Genomic DNA, 19,778 nt, shown 5'->3' with positions numbered 1-19,778 from the left:
TCCGCCACCGCGCTTAACCGATCTGGCTCAGCAGTCGTTGCTTGCGGGCAATCAACTGCTGGATGTTGCCGAGCGACGCCGCGGCGAGAATGGCGAGGCGCAGCACACCCGATCTATGCAGCCGCTCGAGCGGTTCCCCGGTCAGCGCAGCAAGCTGCTCGATGTCCACGACCAGCACGTCGGGAATGGTATAGCGGCGCTCTTCGCTGACATCGACGGTCAGCGTCACCGGCGTGAGGAGACCTACCTCGTCGAGCGCGGCATAGGCGGCCGGCGCGGTTTCGATTCCCTGGTACAGCAGCCGCAGCACGCTGGTGACATGATCGAGATACGGTGTGTTGCCACCATGTTCGAGGAACAGCGGCAGGCCTGCACTATCGCCGACCCGCGTATCGTCGAGATCGACGTGCAGCATCGGCTCGCCCACTTCGTCCCCGGATGCGCGGACCATTCCGATCGAGAAGGGGCCACGCTGGTGACTGGCTGGGACATAGCGGCTCGTCCAATAGTCGCCGGCGAGAAACAGATTCTCGTCGCGGTCCAGTCCCAACAAGGCGTAGGCCTGCAACCCTTCGTCGCGGCGACGGAATATGATCGCGAATTCGCGCTGTGCCTCTTCGAACTCGGCCGGGAATATCAGTGCCTGATTGGCGGCGTCGCCAAACGCACTACCTGCTCTCGGGCTGACGCGCAGATTGGCATGGTCGATATTATTGATCTGTACGGGGTTCATCCGCTCCGGTCCTGTTGTTGGATCAGGTCTATCAGCGCGATGGCGGCCAACAAAAGAAAAAGGCCGCCGCACGACGTCGCGGCGGCCCATTATAGTGTCGGGTGTGGACCGAGATCCACGCCCGCCTTCGTCAGAACCGGTAGCGCGCGCCGAGATAAAAGCGCGGTTTGAGCTCCTGCACATAGACCAGGTTGGTCTCGGTGCGGGCATATTGCCGGAACGGCTCGCTCGTCAGATTGACCGCTTCGAGCGACACCGAGATATTCTGCGTCACGTCGTAGCTCAGGCTCGCGTCCAGGGTGCCGAACGCCGCGGTGAAGAGCGGGTTGCGGTTGGTACCCTGGTTGGTAGCGGCGAGGTATTTATCGCGCCAATTATACGACACGCGGGCCGAGATTCCGTTCTTGTCGTAGATGGCGGTCAAGTTTGCGCTGTCGCCCAAGCCGCTTAGTGCGAAGATGTTGACGTTCGGATCGGCATAGGGGTCGACATTCACATCGCCGTTGACCTTGGTATACGAGGCGGCGAACCCAAAGCCGGTTTGGCCAAAGAAGTTGGTCCAGGCGACTTCGAAGCCGTGAATGTCCGCCTCGCGATTGTTGATCGGCTCGCTGATCGCAAAATTGACCAGCGGATCGTTGACGTCGCCGACAAGGTTAACGTCGAGTGCAAGTTGGTTGTAGAATGCACCGTTGAGTTTACCCGTTGCCGGATCGAGCGCGCCCTGGAAAGCCGCCGTTGCCGCTGCCTGGTTACCGGCATTCTTCTGCAGCAACGCGGTGTAGGCGAACAGATTTTCGTCGGTCTGGGCGATCCCGTTGGTGCGCAGATAGTCGAGCGCCGTCCCCGAGCGTGATCCCGCCACCCCCGAACCCGGATCGCGCAGCCCGAACAGATTGCCACTCGTCACCTGGTTACCGACGAAGTTTCGCACGTTCTTCTTGAAGAAGCCGACCGACACGAAGCTTGTTGGCTTGTAGTACCATTCGACCGACACGTCGAAATTGTCCGAAATCAGCGGCAACAGCGCTGGGTTCTGGCGTGAGGCCGGCGCTGCTCCCGCACCCAGCGCGGTCGGGCGGTTGGGGGCGTTTGCGGTGACCGAGGCGAAGAGATTGCCATAGTCGGCTCGCGCAAGCGTCCGGCTGAACGACGTACGCGCGACCACATTGTCGAGCACTTCGATGTTGAAATCGAGCGACGGCAGCAGGTTATTATACTTCGCCTTGACGTTGACGGCGCCACCGGTCGCTCCGCCGAGGATGGCGAAGTCGTTGTCCGATTGCCATTCCAGCGCCGTCGGGATCGACTGGATAGCTAGCGAGTCGACCCGGGTCTGCTCGTAGCGAACGCCGATCAGCGCGTTCGCGCGACGGCCGCCGATGTCGCCGGCCCATTTCATCTGACCATAGACGGCCCAGGTCTTCTCGCCGACGGTATCATCCGTGGCGCCCTGCAACACCCGGCCACGCCCCGGGACATTCGCATAATAGGGTGAGAAGACGTTCAACAGGTCGACCGCATTACCGCGGAACGCAACCAGCGCCGATCCGGTCGACGCCGGGTCGAACTTGTCGAATTTGCAGGTCAGGCAATAGGTGCTGACGAGGTCGCCGGCGAGCTGGCTGACCAGACCGGTGTCGGTGATGCCCCAGTCACCCAGAAGCTGCTGCGTGTTGGAACTGGCCGAGCGGGTCTTCGCATCCACATAATTGCCACCCAACACGAAGCGGCTCTCGTTGCCGAGATCCCAGCCCAATTCCCCGTTGAACTGATTGACCCGCGACTGCTGTTCGGAGAAGATTTCGCGTGCGATCTGCGTGCCGACATCCCCGATATCCAGGATGTTGTTGCAGTTACCACCGCGGCCGCCGTTGGTGGCGTTGCAGTCGTTCAGCGTTTCGGACTGTTGCGGGAAGCCGTTGGTGAAGTCGACCTTATGCGTCGCACGGACCGGGGCGCCAATCGAGATCGTCGTTGCCGACGTGCCGTTCGCATTGTCCGGATCGGTCGTCGATTTCGAATGGTTCGCGTCGAGCTTCAGCGACAGGACGTCCGTGAAGTTCCATTTCACGTTGCCGCCAAACGAGTAGAGCTCGGTCTTCGTCGCAAACCGCTGCTGCTCGTAGCCCTTGTCCGCCTGTTTCGATTCAGCCAGGATTACAGCAGTCTGCATCTGCTTGTTGTCGTCGAACGTGACTTCGGTGAAGGGCCGCTGGAACCAGTTGGTCTGTTCGCTCCGCTCGTCGCTCAGCTTGTTCCGGGCATAGAGACCATCGATCGTGATCTCGAGCCGGTCGGTCGGCTTGAACTGGATGTTCGCCTGGCCGTTGAGCCGCTCACGACGGTTTTCCGAGAACTGGTACCGGCTGTCGTTCGGGATCTGTACATAGGCGGTGGTCGGCGTGTTCGTGATCTTCGTCGCCGCATCGGTGTAAACGCCGTTGCGCGCCATGAAATCGGCGAGCGGCACGATGTTCCAATAGTTCGGATTGGACTGGACCGAGGTCGATTCACGCAGCTGGTAACTGCCGAAGAGGTTGACGCCGAAGGTTTCGCTCGGGTTCTTCCAGTTGATCAGTCCGGACAGTTCCGGAGTGACCGTTTTGAGATTGGCCTCCGCGTTCTCGACCGAGCTGTCATACAAGGCCTTGGCGCCGATCGAGCCCGAGAAGCCGTCCTCGCGGGAGTCGAGCGGCCGGCGCGTGACGACGTTGATGGCCGCGCCGATGCCGCCTGACGGGATGTTGGCCCGGCCGGTCTTGTAGACTTCCAGCGTTGCGACGCCTTCCGACGCCAGGTTCTGGAAGTCGAAGGAACGGCCGGTGCCGACCGCGAAGGCGTTGCCGGTGCTCGTATCGATGCTCGTCGACGCCAGCTGACGGCCGTTCAATGTCACGAGGTTGAAGCCACCGCTGAACCCGCGCACTGCGACCTGGGAACCTTCGCCATTGGCGCGGGTGATCGACACGCCGGTGATCCGCTGCAGCGACTCAGCCAGGTTGGTGTCGGGAAACTTGCCGATATCCTCGGCAGAGATGGCGTCGACGACACCTGCGGACGTGCGCTTGATGTCGATCGCGCGGTTGAGACTGGCGCGGATACCGGTAACGACGATGTCTTCGGTCGTGCCTTCACCAAGCGTGTCGGCCGCGGGCGTCGCGCCGGGCGCCGTCTGCGCGCTGGGGGTTTGAGCCGTTTGGCCGGTAGGAGCGGGGGCCGTCTGCGCTGGACCCGCCTGCGCCGGACCTGTCTGCGCGCTGCCGGTGTTGGAGGCTGCCAGCCCGGCCACGACGGCGATGGTAGATACCGAATGCGCCAACGCGCGCGGAAATTTGATCATAGTCCCTCCCCTAATTCCGGCCGCCCTGATCAGGCCAGAGTGCACACGGTCGTTGCCGCTTATGATAGGGCTACCATTCAGAGAGATCGTGTCAACGGCGGGAACGTCGTAATTTAGATCCAAAACGACTAGGAACGGTGGAGCATCTCGTTCCGTTACAGAGGTTTGCGGAACGGCGACTGCTGATTACGCCCGAATCCGACGCGAAGCAGTTTTACTTTTCTTATCAGTATTTCCGCTTTGTGACATAATTAGCACTACCTCCAGCGGGGGATCACAGCTGATCTCGAATATAGTATTCAATAATCAGCAATATAGATCAACAACTGTGTGACCAGACTGTTAGTCCTCCTGCAAGAAAGGCTGCGAATGCCTAAATCCAGGTCTCATTGACGAAAATCGCTCCTGTCCTGACCATCGCGATCCTTGTGCGTACGCTAAAATCCGCGTGCGCAAGCGTGCCGGGGGGGGCCTCTATGATAGCGATATCTCGGTAGGGCCTATACCACGCGCGGATGACGCGGACCCAGACGTGCCGATGGGGCATCGCTAGCGAGGGTCTGGGCTGGCGATCCGGTCACACCCTGATCGCTTTCGCTATACCTTGCAGGATTGACGTAGCGCGGCGGGACAAGAAACCATGCAGCCGGGTCATCGACACGACCACCAAGCATGGCACCGACAGGATGCAGAGGCTCCACGGCAACACGCCGGCCCCCCGCGTCTCGACCCCATACCCGCCAACCGTGATCGCGACATTCCAGGCGGTGACGATCATCGACCGCAACGTCCGCAGCCGAGCCTGCAGCGTGCGTAGAGGCCGTCTGAAACAGCGTGAGCGCGCCGCCAAGGAACTTTCCCGCAACCCGAGCGGCGTGCCGTCACGTCGCGCTCAAGGTTCGCGTATCCGTCGATCACATGGCAGACAATCCGTTCCGGCATCGATCGCGCTAGGCTGTCCTCAACCCACCGACCGGCAGGCGTCACCCAGAAACGCGAACAGCGCCTCGTCGTCGCACATCGACACGTTGAACCGCAAATAGTCGCTCCACGCACCGCCGGTGCTGAACACGTTGCCGGGCGCGAGCACGATGCCTTGCGCCAGCGCCGCGCGGGCGAGCCTGACCGTGTCCATGCCATCCGGGAGCCGCGCCCATAGGAAGATGCCGGCGTCGGGCTCGATCCACGGTTCGATCCCGACCGCGCGCAGTCGCTTCACCGTCCGCGCCATCGCGCGCGCCAGCCGAGCGCGGAGGGTCTCGACATGCCGGCGATAGCTGCCGTCGGTCAGTACGCCGTGGAGCAGATCGGCCGACAGCGGATTGCCCGACATCGACGTCGCGATCCGCAGGTCGGCAAGCGCCTCGACCCAGTCCGGTCGCGCGGCGATATGCCCGCAGCGGATGGCGGCTGACACAGATTTGGAGAAGCTGCCGATCCGGATCACGCGGTCGAGACCGTCGAACGCGGCCAGCCGGGGTGCGATCGCATGTTCGAAATCGGCGAAGATATCATCCTCGACGATGACGAGATCATGCGCGTCGGCAAGCTTCAGCAGTTTGTGCGCGGTCGCGGCGGCCAGCGTCGCGCCGGTCGGATTATGGACCGCGGAGTTGGTCAGATAGAAACGCGGGCGATGCTCGGTGAGTGCGGCGGCGAATGCCGTCACGTCCGGCCCAGTCGGCGTCATCGCCACGCCGACGACCTTGACGCGGTGCGCGCGGAGCAACGCGAGGAAGTTGAAATAGCACGGATCGTCGACCAGCACGGTGTCGCCCGGTTCGAGCAGGAAGCGGCAGACGAGGTCGAGCGCATGCGTACTGCTGTCGGTTAGCAGGATCTGATCGGGCGCGGCATCGACGCCCTGTCCGGCGAGCCGCCGGGCGAGCAGCGCGCGCAGCGGCAACGATCCCTGCGGCGAGGCATAACCGGTCAGCGCGCGATCGCGGGTGTCACGCGCCGCGGCCCGCAGCCCCTTGCGGATCGCATCGCCGGCCAGCCACTCGTCCGGCAGCCAGCCACAGCCAGGCTTGATGCGCTTGCCACCATCGGCGAGCGACTGGCGCAGCATCCACAGCGGATCAACTTCGCGCTCAACCGCGCCACCCAATCGGTTAAGCGCCAGCGGGGCGAGCGGCGAGGCGACGTAGAAGCCAGATCCGGGTCGCGACCGGATCGTCCCGTCGGCGGCGAGCCGGTCATACGCCTCGACCACGGTGGATTTGGAAAACCCGATCGTCTCGGCCATTGCGCGCACCGACGGTAGCCGCGCGCCGGGTGTCAGCGTCCGCCGCTCGATCCGATCGCGAATGACGTGCATGACCTGTCCGGTCCGCGTCTCGAGCATGTTCGTCGCCATCGTACCGCTCTCTTGACCAATACAGTTCACCCCGATCGTACGCATCCGTCCCTGTCCTGGCCAGCCGTAAATCGGCATCGGTGCGCCTGCACAGGAGGTTCTCATGACGACCAAAACTCTCGCCGCCTTAATGCTAGCCACGCTGTCCGCGCCAAGCATCGCGCGCGAAATGCGTATCGGCCCCGAGCGGTACGCCGTCACGGTGCCGCGCGCGGACCTGTCATCGCCCACGCCGGCCTTGGCACGCCATGCGCTGCGCCGGATCGATCGCGCGGCGACCGCGGCGTGCGGCGGGGCGGGCGGGAGCCTGCGCGTAGTTACCCAGGCGATCCAGGCTTCCGCCTGCTGGCGCGGGGCGGTCGGCGATACGGTCCGCCGGATCGACGCACCGCTCCTGACTCGAGCTTGGCAATACCGCCGCCAACCGGAGACTCGCTCATGACCAAGTCCTTCAAGCTGGTCGACGTGTTCGGCACCGCGCCGTTCACCGGCAATCCGCTCGCGGTCGTCGCCGACGCGGAAGGCCTTTCGACCGACGACATGCAGCGCATCACGCGCTGGCTCAATTTGTCGGAAACCACGTTCCTGTTACCTACAACCGATACCCTTGCCGACTACCGCGTCCGCATCTTCACGCTCGCGCGCGAACTGCCGTTCGCCGGGCATCCGACGCTGGGGACATGCCATGCGTGGCTGGAGGCGGGGGGCACGCCGAAACGCGCGGGCGTGATCGTGCAGGAATGCGGCGTTGGTCTCGTCGAGGTCCGCCGCGACAACAACCGGCTCGCGTTCGCCGCACCGCCGTTGATCCGCAGCGGCATGCCGACCGAAGTGGAAATCTTGGAAGTGGCCGACCTGCTGCGGATCGACCGCGCCGCGATCGTCGATGCGCAGTGGGTCGACAACGGTCCCGGCTGGATCGCGGTGATGCTCGCGACCGCTGCGGACGTGCTGGCGGTCGAGCCTGCCCGCCATCATTCCCGGCGCATCGACATCGGGATCGTCGGCCCGCACCCGGCTGGCAGCGACGCCGCGTTCGAGATCCGCGCGATCTTCAGCGATGCGCACGGCGCGCTGATCGAGGACCCGGTCTGCGGCAGCCTCAACGCCTCGGTCGGCCAATGGCTGTTCGCCAGCGGCCGTGCGCACGATCGCTATGTTGCTGCGCAGGGCTCGTGCATCGGTCGCGATGGACGCATCGACGTCGCACAGGATGGGAACGGACAGGTCTGGGTCGGCGGTCGGACGACGACGATGTTCGACGGGCAAGTCCGACGCGAACGCTAGTATTGAAATGCCCATCGAAGCACGCGTTCGCGCGTGTCTGGCGTGCGCGATGACCGGCTCGACTTGGCTCAAGATGGTCGGATCAACGCCTTGTGCGCACGCTGTTCACCGCCGACGGGATGTCGAAGGTGGTCACTATGTTTGGTCTTGTCGATTTGGAACAGCGCCGCAGTCGTCGGCAGCTTGTCCTCGAAGCATTCCGTCGTCGCACGGACTGCGGCGGGGGAGGAGCAGAAACCCGGTCCTGAACCTGCGGTCGGTGTGTTGGTCGAATGGCGAACGAAATTCCTGTCATGATTGGCGCGTCCCGACGTAGATGAGCAAGACCGAATCCCCGGCCTGGCGCACGACCCTGCACGCTCTTTCCTTCCTCAAATGGATTCGCCGCCGTGTCCGCGCGAGCGAGGCTGCCTTCATCGTGCTGGCGACGCTCGTCGGGGCGGGGGCGGGGCTGCTCAGTGTTCTACAGGGCGCGATTGCGCGGACGTTGCAGCATGTGCTGTTCGGCCTGTCGTCGGCCGGGCGTTTGAGCGCGCTGCCGGCATTACCGGCGGGCGCACTCGTCGTGCTGCCGATCGGCGGGGTCGTGCTGGCGGCTTTTTCCTTGGCCGTCCGATCGCGCAAGCGCCGGATGGTCGATGCGGTCGAAGCGAACGCGCTGCACGGTGGTCGGATGTCGGTGTCCGACAGCCTCGTCATCTCGGTACAGACTATGCTGTCCAACGGGTTCGGCGCGTCGGTCGGGCTTGAGGCGGCCTATGCGCAACTGGGCGGCGCAATCGGATCGGTCGCCGGTCGTGTGTTCAACCTGCGCCGTGCCGACCTGCGGAATCTCGTCGGCGCAGGGACGGGCGCGGCGATCGCGGCAGCCTTCGGTGCACCGCTTGCCGGCGCGTTCTACGCGTTCGAGATCGTGATCGGTGCCTATACGCCGACCGCGCTCGCCCCGGTGGTGGCGGCGGCGCTGGCCGGGACGCTGGTCGCGCAGCTTCTCGGGATCCAGCCCTATGTTATCGATTCGGTCTCGACGATGCCGACCGAGACGCATCACTATCTGATCTATGCAGGGCTCGGCGCGCTGTGTGCCGGGATCGGTATCGTCCTGATGCGCGCGGTGGCGCTGGTCGAAACCGCATCGCGGCGCGCAAAACTGCCGGAATGGTCGCGGCCGACAATCGGCGGCCTTTTGCTCGTCCCCATCGCGCTGGTCTCGCCGCAAGTCCTGTCTGCAGGACATGGCGCGCTTCATGCCGATCTCGCTTTGGGGGCATCATTGGCGTTCATCGCGATGATCTTCCTCGCGAAATGCGCGGCGTCGATCGTGTCGCTGGGCTTCGGCTTTCGTGGTGGGCTGTTCTTCGCGTCGCTGTTCCTGGGCACACTGGTCGGCCATTTGTTTGCCAGCAGCCTGGCTGCGCTGGCCGGGCAGGACGTGGTCGATCCGCGCAATGCCGCGCTGGTCGGGATGGCCGCGCTCGCGGTCGCGGTGGTCGGCGGGCCGATGACGATGGCGATGCTGGTGCTGGAGGCGACGCATGATTTCGCGCTCACCGGCGCGGTACTGGCGGCGGCGCTGGTCTCATCGACCATCGTGCGCGAGACCTTCGGCTACAGCTTCTCGACCTGGCGACTGCATTTGCGCGGCGAGACGATCAAGAGCGCGCGCGACGTCGGCTGGGTCAAGACATTGACCGCGGGGCGGATGATGCGGCGTGATGCCAAGCCGTTGCCGGCGGGGATCATGATCGCCGAGTTCCGACGCCGCGTGCCGCTCGGTGCGACCAGCCGTACAGTGCTGATCGATGGCGAGGATCGGTATGCAGGCATTGTCCAGACCCCGACGGCCTATGCGGAAGGGCTCGATCCGCAGTCGCCGGTCGGCCCGCTGGCGATCAACATCGACTCCGCGCTGACGCCGACCATGGATATTGCCGAGATCATGCGTCGCTTCGACGCATCGGGCGCAGACGAACTCGCAGTGCTCGACGACGACCGGCGAGTGCTCGGCATCTTGTCGGAAAGTTTCGTCCGACGACGCTATGCCGAGGAACTCGAAAAGGCACAGCGGGACCTGTTCGGGGAGCGGTGAAGCACAGCGCTGCGAAGGCCGACGTGGCTGCGCGGCGCCGCGTACACCACCATCAGAACCAGAATCGTACACCCGCAACCAGGCTGGTCGTCGTCACATCCTTGCCGTCGGCCCGCGCGTAATCGGCGGTGCGACCGGTCTTCGCCTCATAGGATATCCCGACATAGGGGGCGAACTCGCGCGCGATCTCGTAACGAAGCCGCAGGCCGAGTTCGGCGTCGGATAGTCCTGCACCGACCCGCGTTTGGGGAATATCCTGCGCGGCCAGATTGAATTCGACCCGGGGCTGCAGCACGAGCCGCTGAGCAAGGCGCTGGTCATACCAGCCTTCGAGCCGCCCGAGCACGTCCCCCTTGGTCGAGACAAAAACCGCCGCCTCGGTATCGAACATGTACGGCGCGAGACCCTCGACGCCGATCGTCGCATAGCTCCGCGTCGGCGATGGTGCGAAGTCGTGGCGAATACCCGCCTGCACATCGAAATAAGGGCCGATCGCATGGCTGTAGAGCGCCTGTACCTCGGCGGCCTCGACACCGCCTCGGACTGCGCCAGAGCCCTCGGTCTTGATGACCGCGCGGTCGATATCGCCACCGAACCAGCCTTCGCCGTCCCAGCGATAGCCGTCCTTGCCGTTGCGGATCTGATATTCGGCGAGGTTGAACATCACCTGCGCCAGGCGTTGCGCACCGCTCTCCCGCATCATCTGCGCGCGGGCCGGCATCATAGCGGCGGCTCCGAACTGACGATCGGCAAAATGACCGGTTGGTAAGGGCGGGGCAGGGGCATTGCCTGCCGGGAGCGCGGTACCCGTCGGCGCGATCGTGTCGGTGGCCATCGCGGGCGCAGTCATGTCATGACCGGCATGTCCGCCGGGCATGTCCATCTCGGGCGCCGTCATACCGGTGGCCGTCATACCGGGCGCCGTCGTACCTGGCATCGCCATCCCGGGCATATGCGCATGATCCATGGCCGGCATCGCGGGTTCCGCAGACGGGCGCGCAGCTGGGGCCGTCGGGCGAACCGTCGAAGCCTTCCGCGCTGTGGCAGAGCGCGTCGGTGTCTTTGCAGTCGCACGCTTGGCAGGCTGAAGCTTGGGAGGCGCGGGTTTAGCGCGCTTCGGTTTTGCGGGCATCGCCATACCTGGCATGGTCATGCCGTGCATCGCGTGATCCTGCGCAAGGGCACGCGTTGCGATCGTTGCGCTTCCGATAAGCAGTAGTGCGAGGACGCGGTTCATGCCGTGTCTCCCGCCGGACGGACGCTCACCGTCCGCATCATCCCGGCATGCATATGGTAGAGCATGTGACAATGAAACGCCCAGTCGCCGACCGCGTCGGCGGTAAGATCCCAGCTTACCTTGCCGCCCGGCTGGACGATCACCGTATGCTTGCGCGGTGCATGGTCGCCGTGTCCGGTCACCAGTTCGAAGAAATGACCATGGAGATGGATGGGATGGGCCATCATCGTATCGTTGATAAGCGTCACGCGGACACGCTCGCCGAGGGTGAAGGGAAACGGGTCCATCGTGTCCGACATCTTCACGCCGTCGAACGACCACATGAAGCGCTCCATGTTGCCCGTCAGGTGTATGTCGAGCTGCCGGGTCGGCGCGCGGACGTCGGGGTTGCGCTCCAGGGCGACCAGATCGCGATAGGTCAGCACCGTATGCCCGACATTTTCCAAGCCTTGGCCCGGATAATCGGTGCGATCGATCGGGGCCATCGCGACCGTCTGAACGCCGGGGTTCCGATCGATCGCCGGCGCGTTCGAGAAGTCGCGCATCGACATCATCATGTCGGCCATGTCGGCCATGTCGCTCCCGTGCATGGCCGAGGGCTGCCCCATTGCCATGGCCGAATGGTCCATGCCCGGCATCGCTCCATGATCCACGGTGGGGGGCATTTTCGCCGTCGGTCCGGGCATGGCGGGTGATCGCGTAGCCCTTGCGGGCGTTCCGGGCGTCGCGACTTGCGCCGATGCATTCCGTTCGGCGGTCGGATCGACCCCGCGGTGTGGGTCGCCTTTCTCCATGCTGGCATGGCTCATTCCGCCCATGCCCATGTCGATCATCGTCGCCAATGGTCGTGCACGGAGCGGTGGAACGGCGGCCGTCATGCCGGCGCGGGGCGCAAGTGTCGCGCGGGCCATGCCCGATCGATCGACGCTTTCACCGACCAGCGTGTAGGCCAAATCACCGGGAACCACGATCGCGTCATAGGTTTCGGCGACGCCGATCTGGAATTCGTCGACGGCGACGGGCCGGACGTTCTGCCCATCGGCCTGCACGATCGTCATCGGCAGGCCGGGAATGCGGACGTTGAAAGTCGTCATCGACGAGGCGTTGATGATCCGCAGGCGGACGCGTTCGCCCGGTGTGAACAATGCCGTCCAATTGTCGCGGGGGCCGTGGCCGTTGACGAGATAGACATAAGCAGCGCCGGTCCCGTCGGCGATGTCGGTTGGAGACATCCGCATCCCGCCCCAATTCAGCCGGTCCTTCAGCGGCTGGTCGCGGCCTGCCAGCGTTCCCGCGAGCGTCTGCTTCTGAAAGTCGTAATAGCCATCGCCAAGCTTCATCCGCCGGAAGATCGCGGCGGGCGACGACGGACTGTGATCCGACAGCACGATGACATGCTCGCGGGTCGACGCGACCGGATCGATGTCCGCGGGATCGATGACGATCGGACCATAGAGCCCGAGCTGCTCCTGCAAACCCGAATGGCTGTGATACCAATAGGTGCCTGCCTGTCGGACCGGAAACTCCGCGACATAGGTCGATCGCGGGGCGATACCGGGAAACGAGACGCCGGGTACGCCATCATATTGCGCGGGTACGAGCAGCCCGTGCCAGTGCAGTGAACTGTCCTCGTCGAGGTCGTTGACGACCGACAGGCGCGCGGTTTGGCCTTCGCGCAGGCGGATCAACGGGCCCGGAACCGTGCCATTGATCCCGATTGCCTTCATTAGACGTCCATCGATCGTCATGCGTTGCCGCGCGATCGTCAGGCGGATGTCGTCGCCCGACACCGTTGGTAGCGGTGCGATCAGCCCGGACGAGACCGACTGCGCCCATGCCGGCATCCAGGCTGCAAACGCAGCGGCCCCGCCAGCGAGGCCGGCACCGCGCAACACCGTGCGGCGGGTAAGATGGTCGTGCATTCAGGCTCCAGAGTACCGCATGGGTGGTGATAATGGTACGCACGCCGGACGTCGCCCCCTCGACGGCGCGTGATTTTCCTCGTCAGACGCGATCGAGCGCGGTTCGTAAAGCCTCCCGAGCGCGCCGAACACGTGTCTCCACGGCCTTGATGCTTATGCCAAGAATCGTCGCCGCGTCCGCCTGGCTCATGCCGTCGATCGCGCAGAGGACCAGCGGCTCGCGCGTGGCGGCGGGAAGCGCGGCGATCGCGCGCAGGGTTCGCTCAAGGTCTTGCCGGTCGCCGGCTACGACGCCCTGATGCGGGGAGTCGTCGGCGACCCGATCATGCGCCTCGGCGGCGAACGGCAGCATATAGCGGCGCACCATCCGCCGTCGTATGCGGTCCCGACAGGCGTTCAGTACGATCCGTACCAGCCAAGGGCGCAGCGGTCGTTCGAGATCGAACCGGCTGAGCGATCGATACGCGCGTACGAAACTGTCCTGGGTCGCGTCGAGTGCGTCGTCGGCATCCCCCAGGCTCGCGCGCGCGAGCCGGTAGAGGGGGGCACGATGCCGACGGACGATTTCGGCGAATGCGGCGTCCTCGCGTGCGAGCGCCAGCGTGACCAGCTCGGCATCGGACATCGAAGTGAACGCGGTCGTCACTTCGCGGCATGGGAGTCGTCGGTCAAGGCTTTGACCACCGCGGCATCGAACTGCGGGGCCTGTCTAGGCGTCAACACTTGGCGCATTGCGAAGATGTGCGCGAGTGTCGCCTTTTGCAGTTCCCCCATCGTGGCGTGCGTGCGGTCGACAGCGGCGGCGACGCCCGGACCATAGCCGTGCTCGGTCTCGATCGCGGCGGCGAGCACCGTGTTGTCGGCCCGCATCCGACGTTCGATCGCCGCGCGACGGACCGCATAAACGTGCTCCAGCGCGTCGAGCCTCGTCGTCTGATCGGGATTCAGATCCATCCGGTCATGCAGGACGGCGTGCAATTCGGCGGCGGGCGTCGCGGCTGGAACGGTCAACACGCGGCCCGCGATGACACCCGCGATCGCGGCCACAAACGCTGCGAGGATGATGAGCAGCACGCCGGTACGCGGCCTCATCACGATCCGCCCAGCAGGGTGGACGGCGCAAGGGCGCTTGCCCCGCCCAGCATCTCGAACGCGCCGACCGCCTGCGTCGGTCGTGTCTGGTCAAGCGAACTGAGTCCGCCGAGCAGCAATGCGCCAGTGACGGCGGCGACGCCGAGACGAAGCATTGTGTCGGTCTGGGCCCGTTCGGTCGCTATCCGACCCAGCACGGCGTGTTCGAGACCCTCGAGTTCGTCGGTCAACGTCACCGAGGCGATACGCGCCAGCCGGACGTCCAGGTCGTCGATCATCATCGTTCCTTTGCCCAATGCATTACCTACGCGTGCCGTTGCCCGGCCCCTCGCGGGCGATCAAAAATCGTTACCTCAGGGCAATGAGGCCTATCAGACCGCGTGCTCCTATGCGCACTGGCGATGCAGATCCTGTCACGACTGGGGAGGGGCGAGAGTCTCATCCACCGGTGGCAAACGCGCGGCGTAGTGCGGCGAGTTTGGCGTGGGTGAACTGCTGCGCTTGCGGCGTCTCCGGTGCAACGCGGTCGAAGCCGTGGAACGCGCCGGGGACGAGCAGGAATTCGGTCGCGACGCCGCTTTCGGTGAGGCGTCGCGCGTACGTCATGTCCTCGAGTGCGAACAGGTCGACGCCGCCGACCGCGATGAAGGCGGGCGGCAGGCGGCGCAGGTCGGCGACGCGCGCGGGGACGGCGGCGCTGGGTACCTGCGCGGTGCCGGGCGCCATGCCGAGGAACGAGCGCCAACCATATTGATTGGCCGGGCCATCCCAGCCGACCGCGCCGATGAACGGCGGCAGCCGGACTGCGCCGCCGGTGCGATCGTCGAGCATCGGATAGATCAGCGACTGGAACGCGACCGGCACCTCGCCGCGATCCCGCGCGACGATCGCGAGCAGCGCGGCGTGGCCGCCGCCCGCGCTTTCGCCCATCACCGCGATCCGGCTGCGGTCGACGCCGAGCATCGCGGCCTGCGCATGGAGCCAGCGCAACCCCGCGTAATTCTCCTCGATCGAGCCGGTGTAGCGCGTCTCGGGCGCCAGGCGGTATTCGACGGTGACGATGACGCAGTCGATGTCCTTGGCCAGTTGCTGGAGATAAGCGAGTTCCTGCTTTGCCGACCCGACGATGAAACCGCCGCCATGCGTATGCAGGATCGCCGGGCGCGCTGGACCACCGGGCCTCGCATTGACGACATAGACGGTGACGTCGGGCTGTCCGCGACCGACCACAATTTGCCGCGTCTGAACGGGTATGTCGGCAAGTGGCGGTTGGGCGCCGGCCGCGCCCGTCGCGCGCAGCTTGGGCAGTTTGGCGTCGGTGAACGGGCCACCCTGTGCGGAGAGCAGCATGATCTGCCGCGCGGCCGGGCGCAGTTCGGGCGCGACATGCGCCAGCGCCTCGCTCGATGGCTGCGGCGTTGCGGCAGCGCCGGCCACGTCCGCCAGCATCGTGCCGGCGACGACCGCGCTGCTGGTGCGGAGCATGTCGCGCCTGGTCCATCCGGTCATGACGGTCTCCATTCCGTGTCGGGTCAAGCGGCAGCGACGCGGTCGGCGATCCAGCGCAGGAACAGGTCGGGCCAGGCGCTGGCGGGCAGGTCGGGCTCGCCGGTGCCGAAGCCGTGCCCGCCGCGCTGGAAGAAATGCGCCTCGACCGGGCGTTTCGCCGCCTGCATCGCGCGCATCATGATGACGCTGTTCTCCGCAGGCACCGCGGGGTCGTCCAGTGCGTGGGCGAGGAAGATCGGCGGGGTCGCCGCGGTGACGTGCTCGGCGGGTGAGCGGCGGGCGATCAGCGCGGCGTCGGGGGAGGGGCCAAGCAGCTTCAGGCTCGAATCGGCATGGCCGATGCCGGGGACGTGGCTGATGACCGGGTAGATCAACCCGACATGCGCAGGGCGGGCGTCCAGACGGTCGATCGCATCGCGCACCGGCGCCACCGCCTCGCCGAACCCGGTCGCAAGGCTTGCGGCAAGGTGCCCGCCAGCCGAGAAGCCGACCACCGCCAGCGTCGCGGGATCGAGACGATATTCGGCAGCGCGCGACCGGATCACGCGCACTGCGCGCTGCGCATCCTGCAACGGCACGTCGGCGCGGTGTGTCCAGCCTTCGCCAGGCAGGCGGTAGATGAGCACGAACACCGTGTAGCCGAGTGCATTCATCCGGCGCGCGACGTCGATGCCCTCGTTGATGACCGAGACGAACGTGTAGGCGCCGCCGGGGATCGACAGCACCGCCTGGCCGTTCGAGCGCGCGGGGACGAATACGCGCAACTCGGGCTGCGCCACGTTGCGTACGAAATTCTTGGGGTAGTCGGCTGGCTGCGGTTGCGCGGCAAAGCCGGTTTCGGGCGTGCCCTTCGGCCATAACGGTATCCGCGGCTGCTGATCCCATGACGCCGGCAGGCCCGGTGTCGCCGCCAGCGCGGGTGTGCTCGCCACCAACGCTGCCGATGTAGCACCGGCGGCGATCAGGATGCTGCGACGACTCATAGGGGTTCGATCCATGGGGGGTGACATCGCGGCCTTCCGGTAAGAATGAACGATAGACGCTATGCGGCAATCACGATGTGAGCAATCGGCCTTGCCAACCGCGCCCAGGTTTGAGCGAGGCCACGGCGCGCCCGGTCGCCTTGGCGCCTGCTATTCGGGCGTGTCGTCGACCCAGCATACCGGATCATCGCGAAGTGATTTTTGGTGCCAGCCGCATGCTCACCCACCTAGCGACGGGATGCGATAAACCGGTCGGCGGTGCGCAGCGACAGCGCCATGATCGTCAGTGCCGGGTTCGCCGCCAGCGCGCTTGGAAAGATCGAGTTGTCGCAGATCATCAGATTGGGAATGTCGAAACTGCGACCATCCGCGTCGACTACCGCCTCGTCGCCGTCATGCCCCATGCGACAGGTGCCGATGGTATGCGCGGAGCGATCGACGGCGAAGATGTCTTTCGCATCCGCCGCCGCCCAGATGTCGCTAAGCGTGCGGCGGGCGTGGCGATCGATGGCATGCTCGTTGGCGTGGTAGCTGAAGTCGATCCGCGCCTTGCGGTGGCCGAAGGCGTCGGTCTCGTCGGCAAGCGTCAAGCGATTGTCCGGATGGGGCAGGCATTCCCCGTTGATGCCGATCCCCGCCATATGATTGTAGCCGCGCAAGATAGTCTGGAGGCGTTCGCCCCACATGCCTGCGCCGCGTGCGAGACCGGTGGCAAGATTGACTGGCAATACCCCCAAGCTCTGGATCAGATAGCCACCGGCGCAGTCGGCATCGTCGGGGCGCAGCATATCCTCGCTGATGAGCGACGAGGGGTAACCGCGATTCATCCGCATATCGGCATCGAACCGGCCCCAAACCTGTGTCGCGACATGCGCCATGAAGTTGCGTCCCACCTGACCGCTCGAATTGGCGATACCCAGGTTGAGCAGCAGGCGCGGTGTTTCGACACCTCCAGCGCACAGGAAGACCGCCGAACAGCGCTGGCGGCGTTCCGCGTCACCTTGCCGGTACACGACCGCGCTGATCCGGCCGGCGGCGTCGAATTCGAACGACAGCACGCGGCACCCAGCGCGCATCTCTGCGCCATGGGCAGCGGCGAGCGGCAGATAGGTCGTGTCCATGCTCGTCTTGGCGGCGTTGCGGCAGCCTTGATGACAGGCGCCGCAATTCACGCAAGCCTGTCGCTGGCCCCAATGCGGTTGGTCCCGGTCGCGTGACACCAGTGCCGCCGGTGCGTCGGTTGCGACGATGCCGACTGCCGCACAGCCACGCGCCATCGCGGCGGCCGGAGCGTTGCGGGCCACGGGCGGATACTCGTAGCGGCGGTGCTCGTCCCACGGATACCGCGCCGGGCCCGATACCCCGGTGAACTGCTCCACCTCTTCGATGTAGCGGATCAACTCGGCATGGTCGATCGGCCAGTCGGCACCTTCGCCGGTCAGCGTCTTCAATTGCAGGTCGCGCGGGTCGGGGCGGGGGCAGAACGCGCCCCAGTGCAGCGTCGACCCGCCAACTCCCATACCCGAATTGTTCGACCCGAACGCAGTGGGATTGGCGCCACCGCTCAGTCGCTCTTCCATCCAGTAGATATCGGCAGCGACCTCGTCGGCGACATGGTCTTCCGGACGGAATACGCGGCCAGCCTCGAGCGCGACGACCGACAGGCCTGCTTTGGCGAGACGTGCGGTGAGCGGTGCTCCACCGGCTCCCGTGCCGATCACGACGGCATCGACGACGTCCGCCTCGCGGTGTCGATAACGCATCACGACGCGCTCCCCGACGCAAGTTGCCAAGGTTCCAAGTCGTCCGCCGCTGTTCGTATATAGCCCTGCTTGCGATGTGCATCGCCGCCCACGGCAAACCCATCATATCCGATTTCAGCCATTGTCGTCGGCAGCGACATCCAGACACGCACGACTTCCGCGCGAACGTCATCGAACCACAGCTTCATCTGCGCGGGGGAAAGATACGCGTCGTCGTCTGCCCGGCCAGCCTCTCCCTCGGCAACATTTTCGAGGAGGCTGGTCCAGGCGTGATCCTGCGCCGCAAGACCGTCCATCAGCATGTGCAAGGTCGCCAAGCCGCGGATCCAGGCTTCGCCATCGGCGGGCAACGCAGCGAAGCGCCACCCATCGCCATCACCCTGAGCAACGCCGAATGCGATACGACGCGCCAGGTCGTGGTCGACGCCGCAATCCGGCAGAATCTGCCCGATCAAGATGGCAAGCGTGGCATAGTGATCGTCGGTCCAGTTCGCTGCATCGCGGACAGGACGCAGCCTTTCAAGCATCGCGCTTCGTGCTCTCTGGCTGACCCGATCCGAGCCGAGGATCTGGCCAAAATGCGCTGGCAGGATTGCGCCTGCAACCGATGCCGCGTGTTCGCGGATCAGGGCGGCAAGCGCTTCGGGTTGTTCGTAGGGGATCAGGTGTGCCGCATCTGCCACCACCCGCAATTCGGCGGTGACATAATGCGGCTGGTTCAGCCGGCGCTGTGCATCCGCGTCGAGATCACCGTCTTCGGCACCGGCGACGATCAGCGCCGGAAGAGTGATCCGTCCGGCATCCGCGCTCCAATCCTCGCGGCTGCCACGCTCCAGCCATCCCAGCCACGCCGCTCTGTTCGAGCGCAAAACGTCGTCGATCGCCCTGTCGCGCAACACGTCCGGCAGCGGCGTAGCGGTATTGGCATCGACAAAGGTCGCTGCGTCCTCGCGTGACGCCTGACCATCGGCAAACCAGCCGATCATCTCGGCCCGGCGATCCTCTTCCATCGGTTCTGGACTGGGGGGCGACGCGGCAACCAGAACGACGCCCAGAACACTCGACAGCCCGATCTCTCCGGACGCTGCACGCGCTGCAACCAGCGTCGCGATCTTGCCGCCCATGCTGTGCCCGACAAGGACGCACGGGTTGGGCTGGCGAGATCGTATTTCGTCTGCCAGCCAGTCTGTCATCGTGACGACATCGGCATGGCCAGTTTTTGCTGCGTCGCCGAACCCAGGCAGGTCGAGCGCCACGCATTCGTACCCCGGGAGATGATCGATGACCTGCTCCCATTCACGCGCGCTGGCGCCTAGCGCGTGAAGAAACACCAATGTCAGTCCGGTCATGAAGCCTCGCGAGATACGTCCTTGCCGGACGTTGCAGGACCGTGTCCGTTCCCTCGGCTTGCCGCAAGGAAGGCAATCTCGATCAATTCGCTCGCACTTTGCGCGTTGCTGT

16 protein-coding genes are annotated in these 19,778 nt (G+C 65.0%); 3 read left to right on the top strand and 13 right to left on the bottom strand.

Annotated features, from left to right (window positions below; translation table 11 throughout):
* Window positions 1-13: 13 nt before the first annotated feature.
* The 4 genes from C8J40_RS07890 to C8J40_RS07880 all read right to left on the bottom strand — a co-directional run bounded on the left by C8J40_RS07890 (window position 14) and on the right by C8J40_RS07880 (window position 6,435).
* A complete protein-coding gene (locus tag C8J40_RS07890) occupies window positions 14-823 on the bottom strand; it encodes a SapC family protein (protein WP_243693268.1) in 810 nt (269 codons plus the stop codon).
* A gap of 40 nt (window positions 824-863) precedes the next feature.
* Window positions 864-4,076, bottom strand: coding sequence for a TonB-dependent receptor (locus tag C8J40_RS07885; protein ID WP_207901162.1), 3,213 nt, complete (start codon window positions 4,074-4,076; stop codon window positions 864-866).
* Between the two features lie 577 nt (window positions 4,077-4,653).
* Window positions 4,654-4,854 (bottom strand): hypothetical protein, encoded by a 201-nt coding sequence (locus tag C8J40_RS20220; RefSeq protein ID WP_165911384.1) that lies wholly within the window; start codon window positions 4,852-4,854, stop codon window positions 4,654-4,656.
* Window positions 4,855-5,037: 183 nt separating this feature from the next.
* Complete coding sequence (locus C8J40_RS07880; protein ID WP_132896528.1) at window positions 5,038-6,435, bottom strand: PLP-dependent aminotransferase family protein; 1,398 nt, start codon at window positions 6,433-6,435, stop codon at window positions 5,038-5,040.
* 103 nt (window positions 6,436-6,538) lie between these two features.
* On the opposite strand from C8J40_RS07880, the gene C8J40_RS07875 reads away from it, so the two are divergent.
* The 3 genes from C8J40_RS07875 (at window position 6,539) to C8J40_RS07865 (ending at window position 9,811) form a co-directional block, all read left to right on the top strand.
* Window positions 6,539-6,877 (top strand): UrcA family protein, encoded by a 339-nt coding sequence (locus C8J40_RS07875; protein ID WP_132896527.1) that lies wholly within the window; start codon window positions 6,539-6,541, stop codon window positions 6,875-6,877.
* Complete coding sequence (locus C8J40_RS07870; RefSeq protein WP_132896526.1) at window positions 6,874-7,722, top strand: PhzF family phenazine biosynthesis protein; 849 nt, start codon at window positions 6,874-6,876, stop codon at window positions 7,720-7,722. Before C8J40_RS07875 ends, C8J40_RS07870 begins: the two co-directional genes overlap by 4 nt.
* 316 nt (window positions 7,723-8,038) lie before the next feature.
* Window positions 8,039-9,811 carry a chloride channel protein gene (locus tag C8J40_RS07865; protein ID WP_132896525.1) on the top strand — a complete coding sequence of 591 codons (1,773 nt, stop codon included), beginning with the start codon at window positions 8,039-8,041 and terminating at the stop codon, window positions 9,809-9,811.
* 52 nt (window positions 9,812-9,863) lie between these two features.
* Here C8J40_RS07865 and C8J40_RS07860 read toward each other — a convergent pair whose 3' ends face one another.
* From C8J40_RS07860 to C8J40_RS07820, 9 genes are all read right to left on the bottom strand, one after another.
* On the bottom strand, window positions 9,864-11,048 hold the full coding sequence (locus C8J40_RS07860) for a copper resistance protein B (protein WP_132896524.1): 1,185 nt from the start codon (window positions 11,046-11,048) through the stop codon (window positions 9,864-9,866).
* Complete coding sequence (locus C8J40_RS07855) at window positions 11,045-12,970, bottom strand: copper resistance system multicopper oxidase (RefSeq protein ID WP_132896523.1); 1,926 nt, start codon at window positions 12,968-12,970, stop codon at window positions 11,045-11,047. The genes C8J40_RS07860 and C8J40_RS07855 overlap by 4 nt, the downstream gene beginning before the upstream one ends.
* Before the next feature lie 82 nt (window positions 12,971-13,052).
* Window positions 13,053-13,595: an RNA polymerase sigma factor gene (locus tag C8J40_RS07850; RefSeq protein ID WP_243693267.1), complete on the bottom strand. Its 543-nt coding sequence runs from the start codon at window positions 13,593-13,595 to the stop codon at window positions 13,053-13,055.
* A 17-nt stretch (window positions 13,596-13,612) separates the two neighbouring features.
* Window positions 13,613-14,062, bottom strand: coding sequence for a periplasmic heavy metal sensor (locus C8J40_RS07845; RefSeq protein ID WP_132896521.1), 450 nt, complete (start codon window positions 14,060-14,062; stop codon window positions 13,613-13,615).
* Window positions 14,062-14,340, bottom strand: a complete 279-nt coding sequence (locus C8J40_RS07840; protein ID WP_132896520.1) for a hypothetical protein — start codon at window positions 14,338-14,340, stop codon at window positions 14,062-14,064. Before C8J40_RS07840 ends, C8J40_RS07845 begins: the two co-directional genes overlap by 1 nt.
* Window positions 14,341-14,500: 160 nt before the next feature.
* Window positions 14,501-15,571 carry an alpha/beta hydrolase gene (locus C8J40_RS07835; RefSeq protein ID WP_132896519.1) on the bottom strand — a complete coding sequence of 357 codons (1,071 nt, stop codon included), beginning with the start codon at window positions 15,569-15,571 and terminating at the stop codon, window positions 14,501-14,503.
* A gap of 23 nt (window positions 15,572-15,594) precedes the next feature.
* Entirely contained in the window at window positions 15,595-16,554 is a 960-nt protein-coding gene (locus C8J40_RS07830; RefSeq protein WP_243693266.1) for an alpha/beta hydrolase, read from the bottom strand.
* A gap of 227 nt (window positions 16,555-16,781) precedes the next feature.
* A complete protein-coding gene (locus C8J40_RS07825; protein ID WP_132896662.1) occupies window positions 16,782-18,317 on the bottom strand; it encodes a GMC family oxidoreductase in 1,536 nt (511 codons plus the stop codon).
* Entirely contained in the window at window positions 18,317-19,666 is a 1,350-nt protein-coding gene (locus C8J40_RS07820) for an alpha/beta hydrolase (RefSeq protein ID WP_132896517.1), read from the bottom strand. Before C8J40_RS07820 ends, C8J40_RS07825 begins: the two co-directional genes overlap by 1 nt.
* Window positions 19,667-19,778 lie beyond the last annotated feature (112 nt).

The sequence above is a fragment of the Sphingomonas sp. PP-CC-3A-396 genome (assembly GCF_004343105.1).
In the GTDB taxonomy this organism is placed as follows: domain Bacteria; phylum Pseudomonadota; class Alphaproteobacteria; order Sphingomonadales; family Sphingomonadaceae; genus Sphingomonas.
This window is presented reverse-complemented; position numbering and strand designations above follow the sequence as displayed.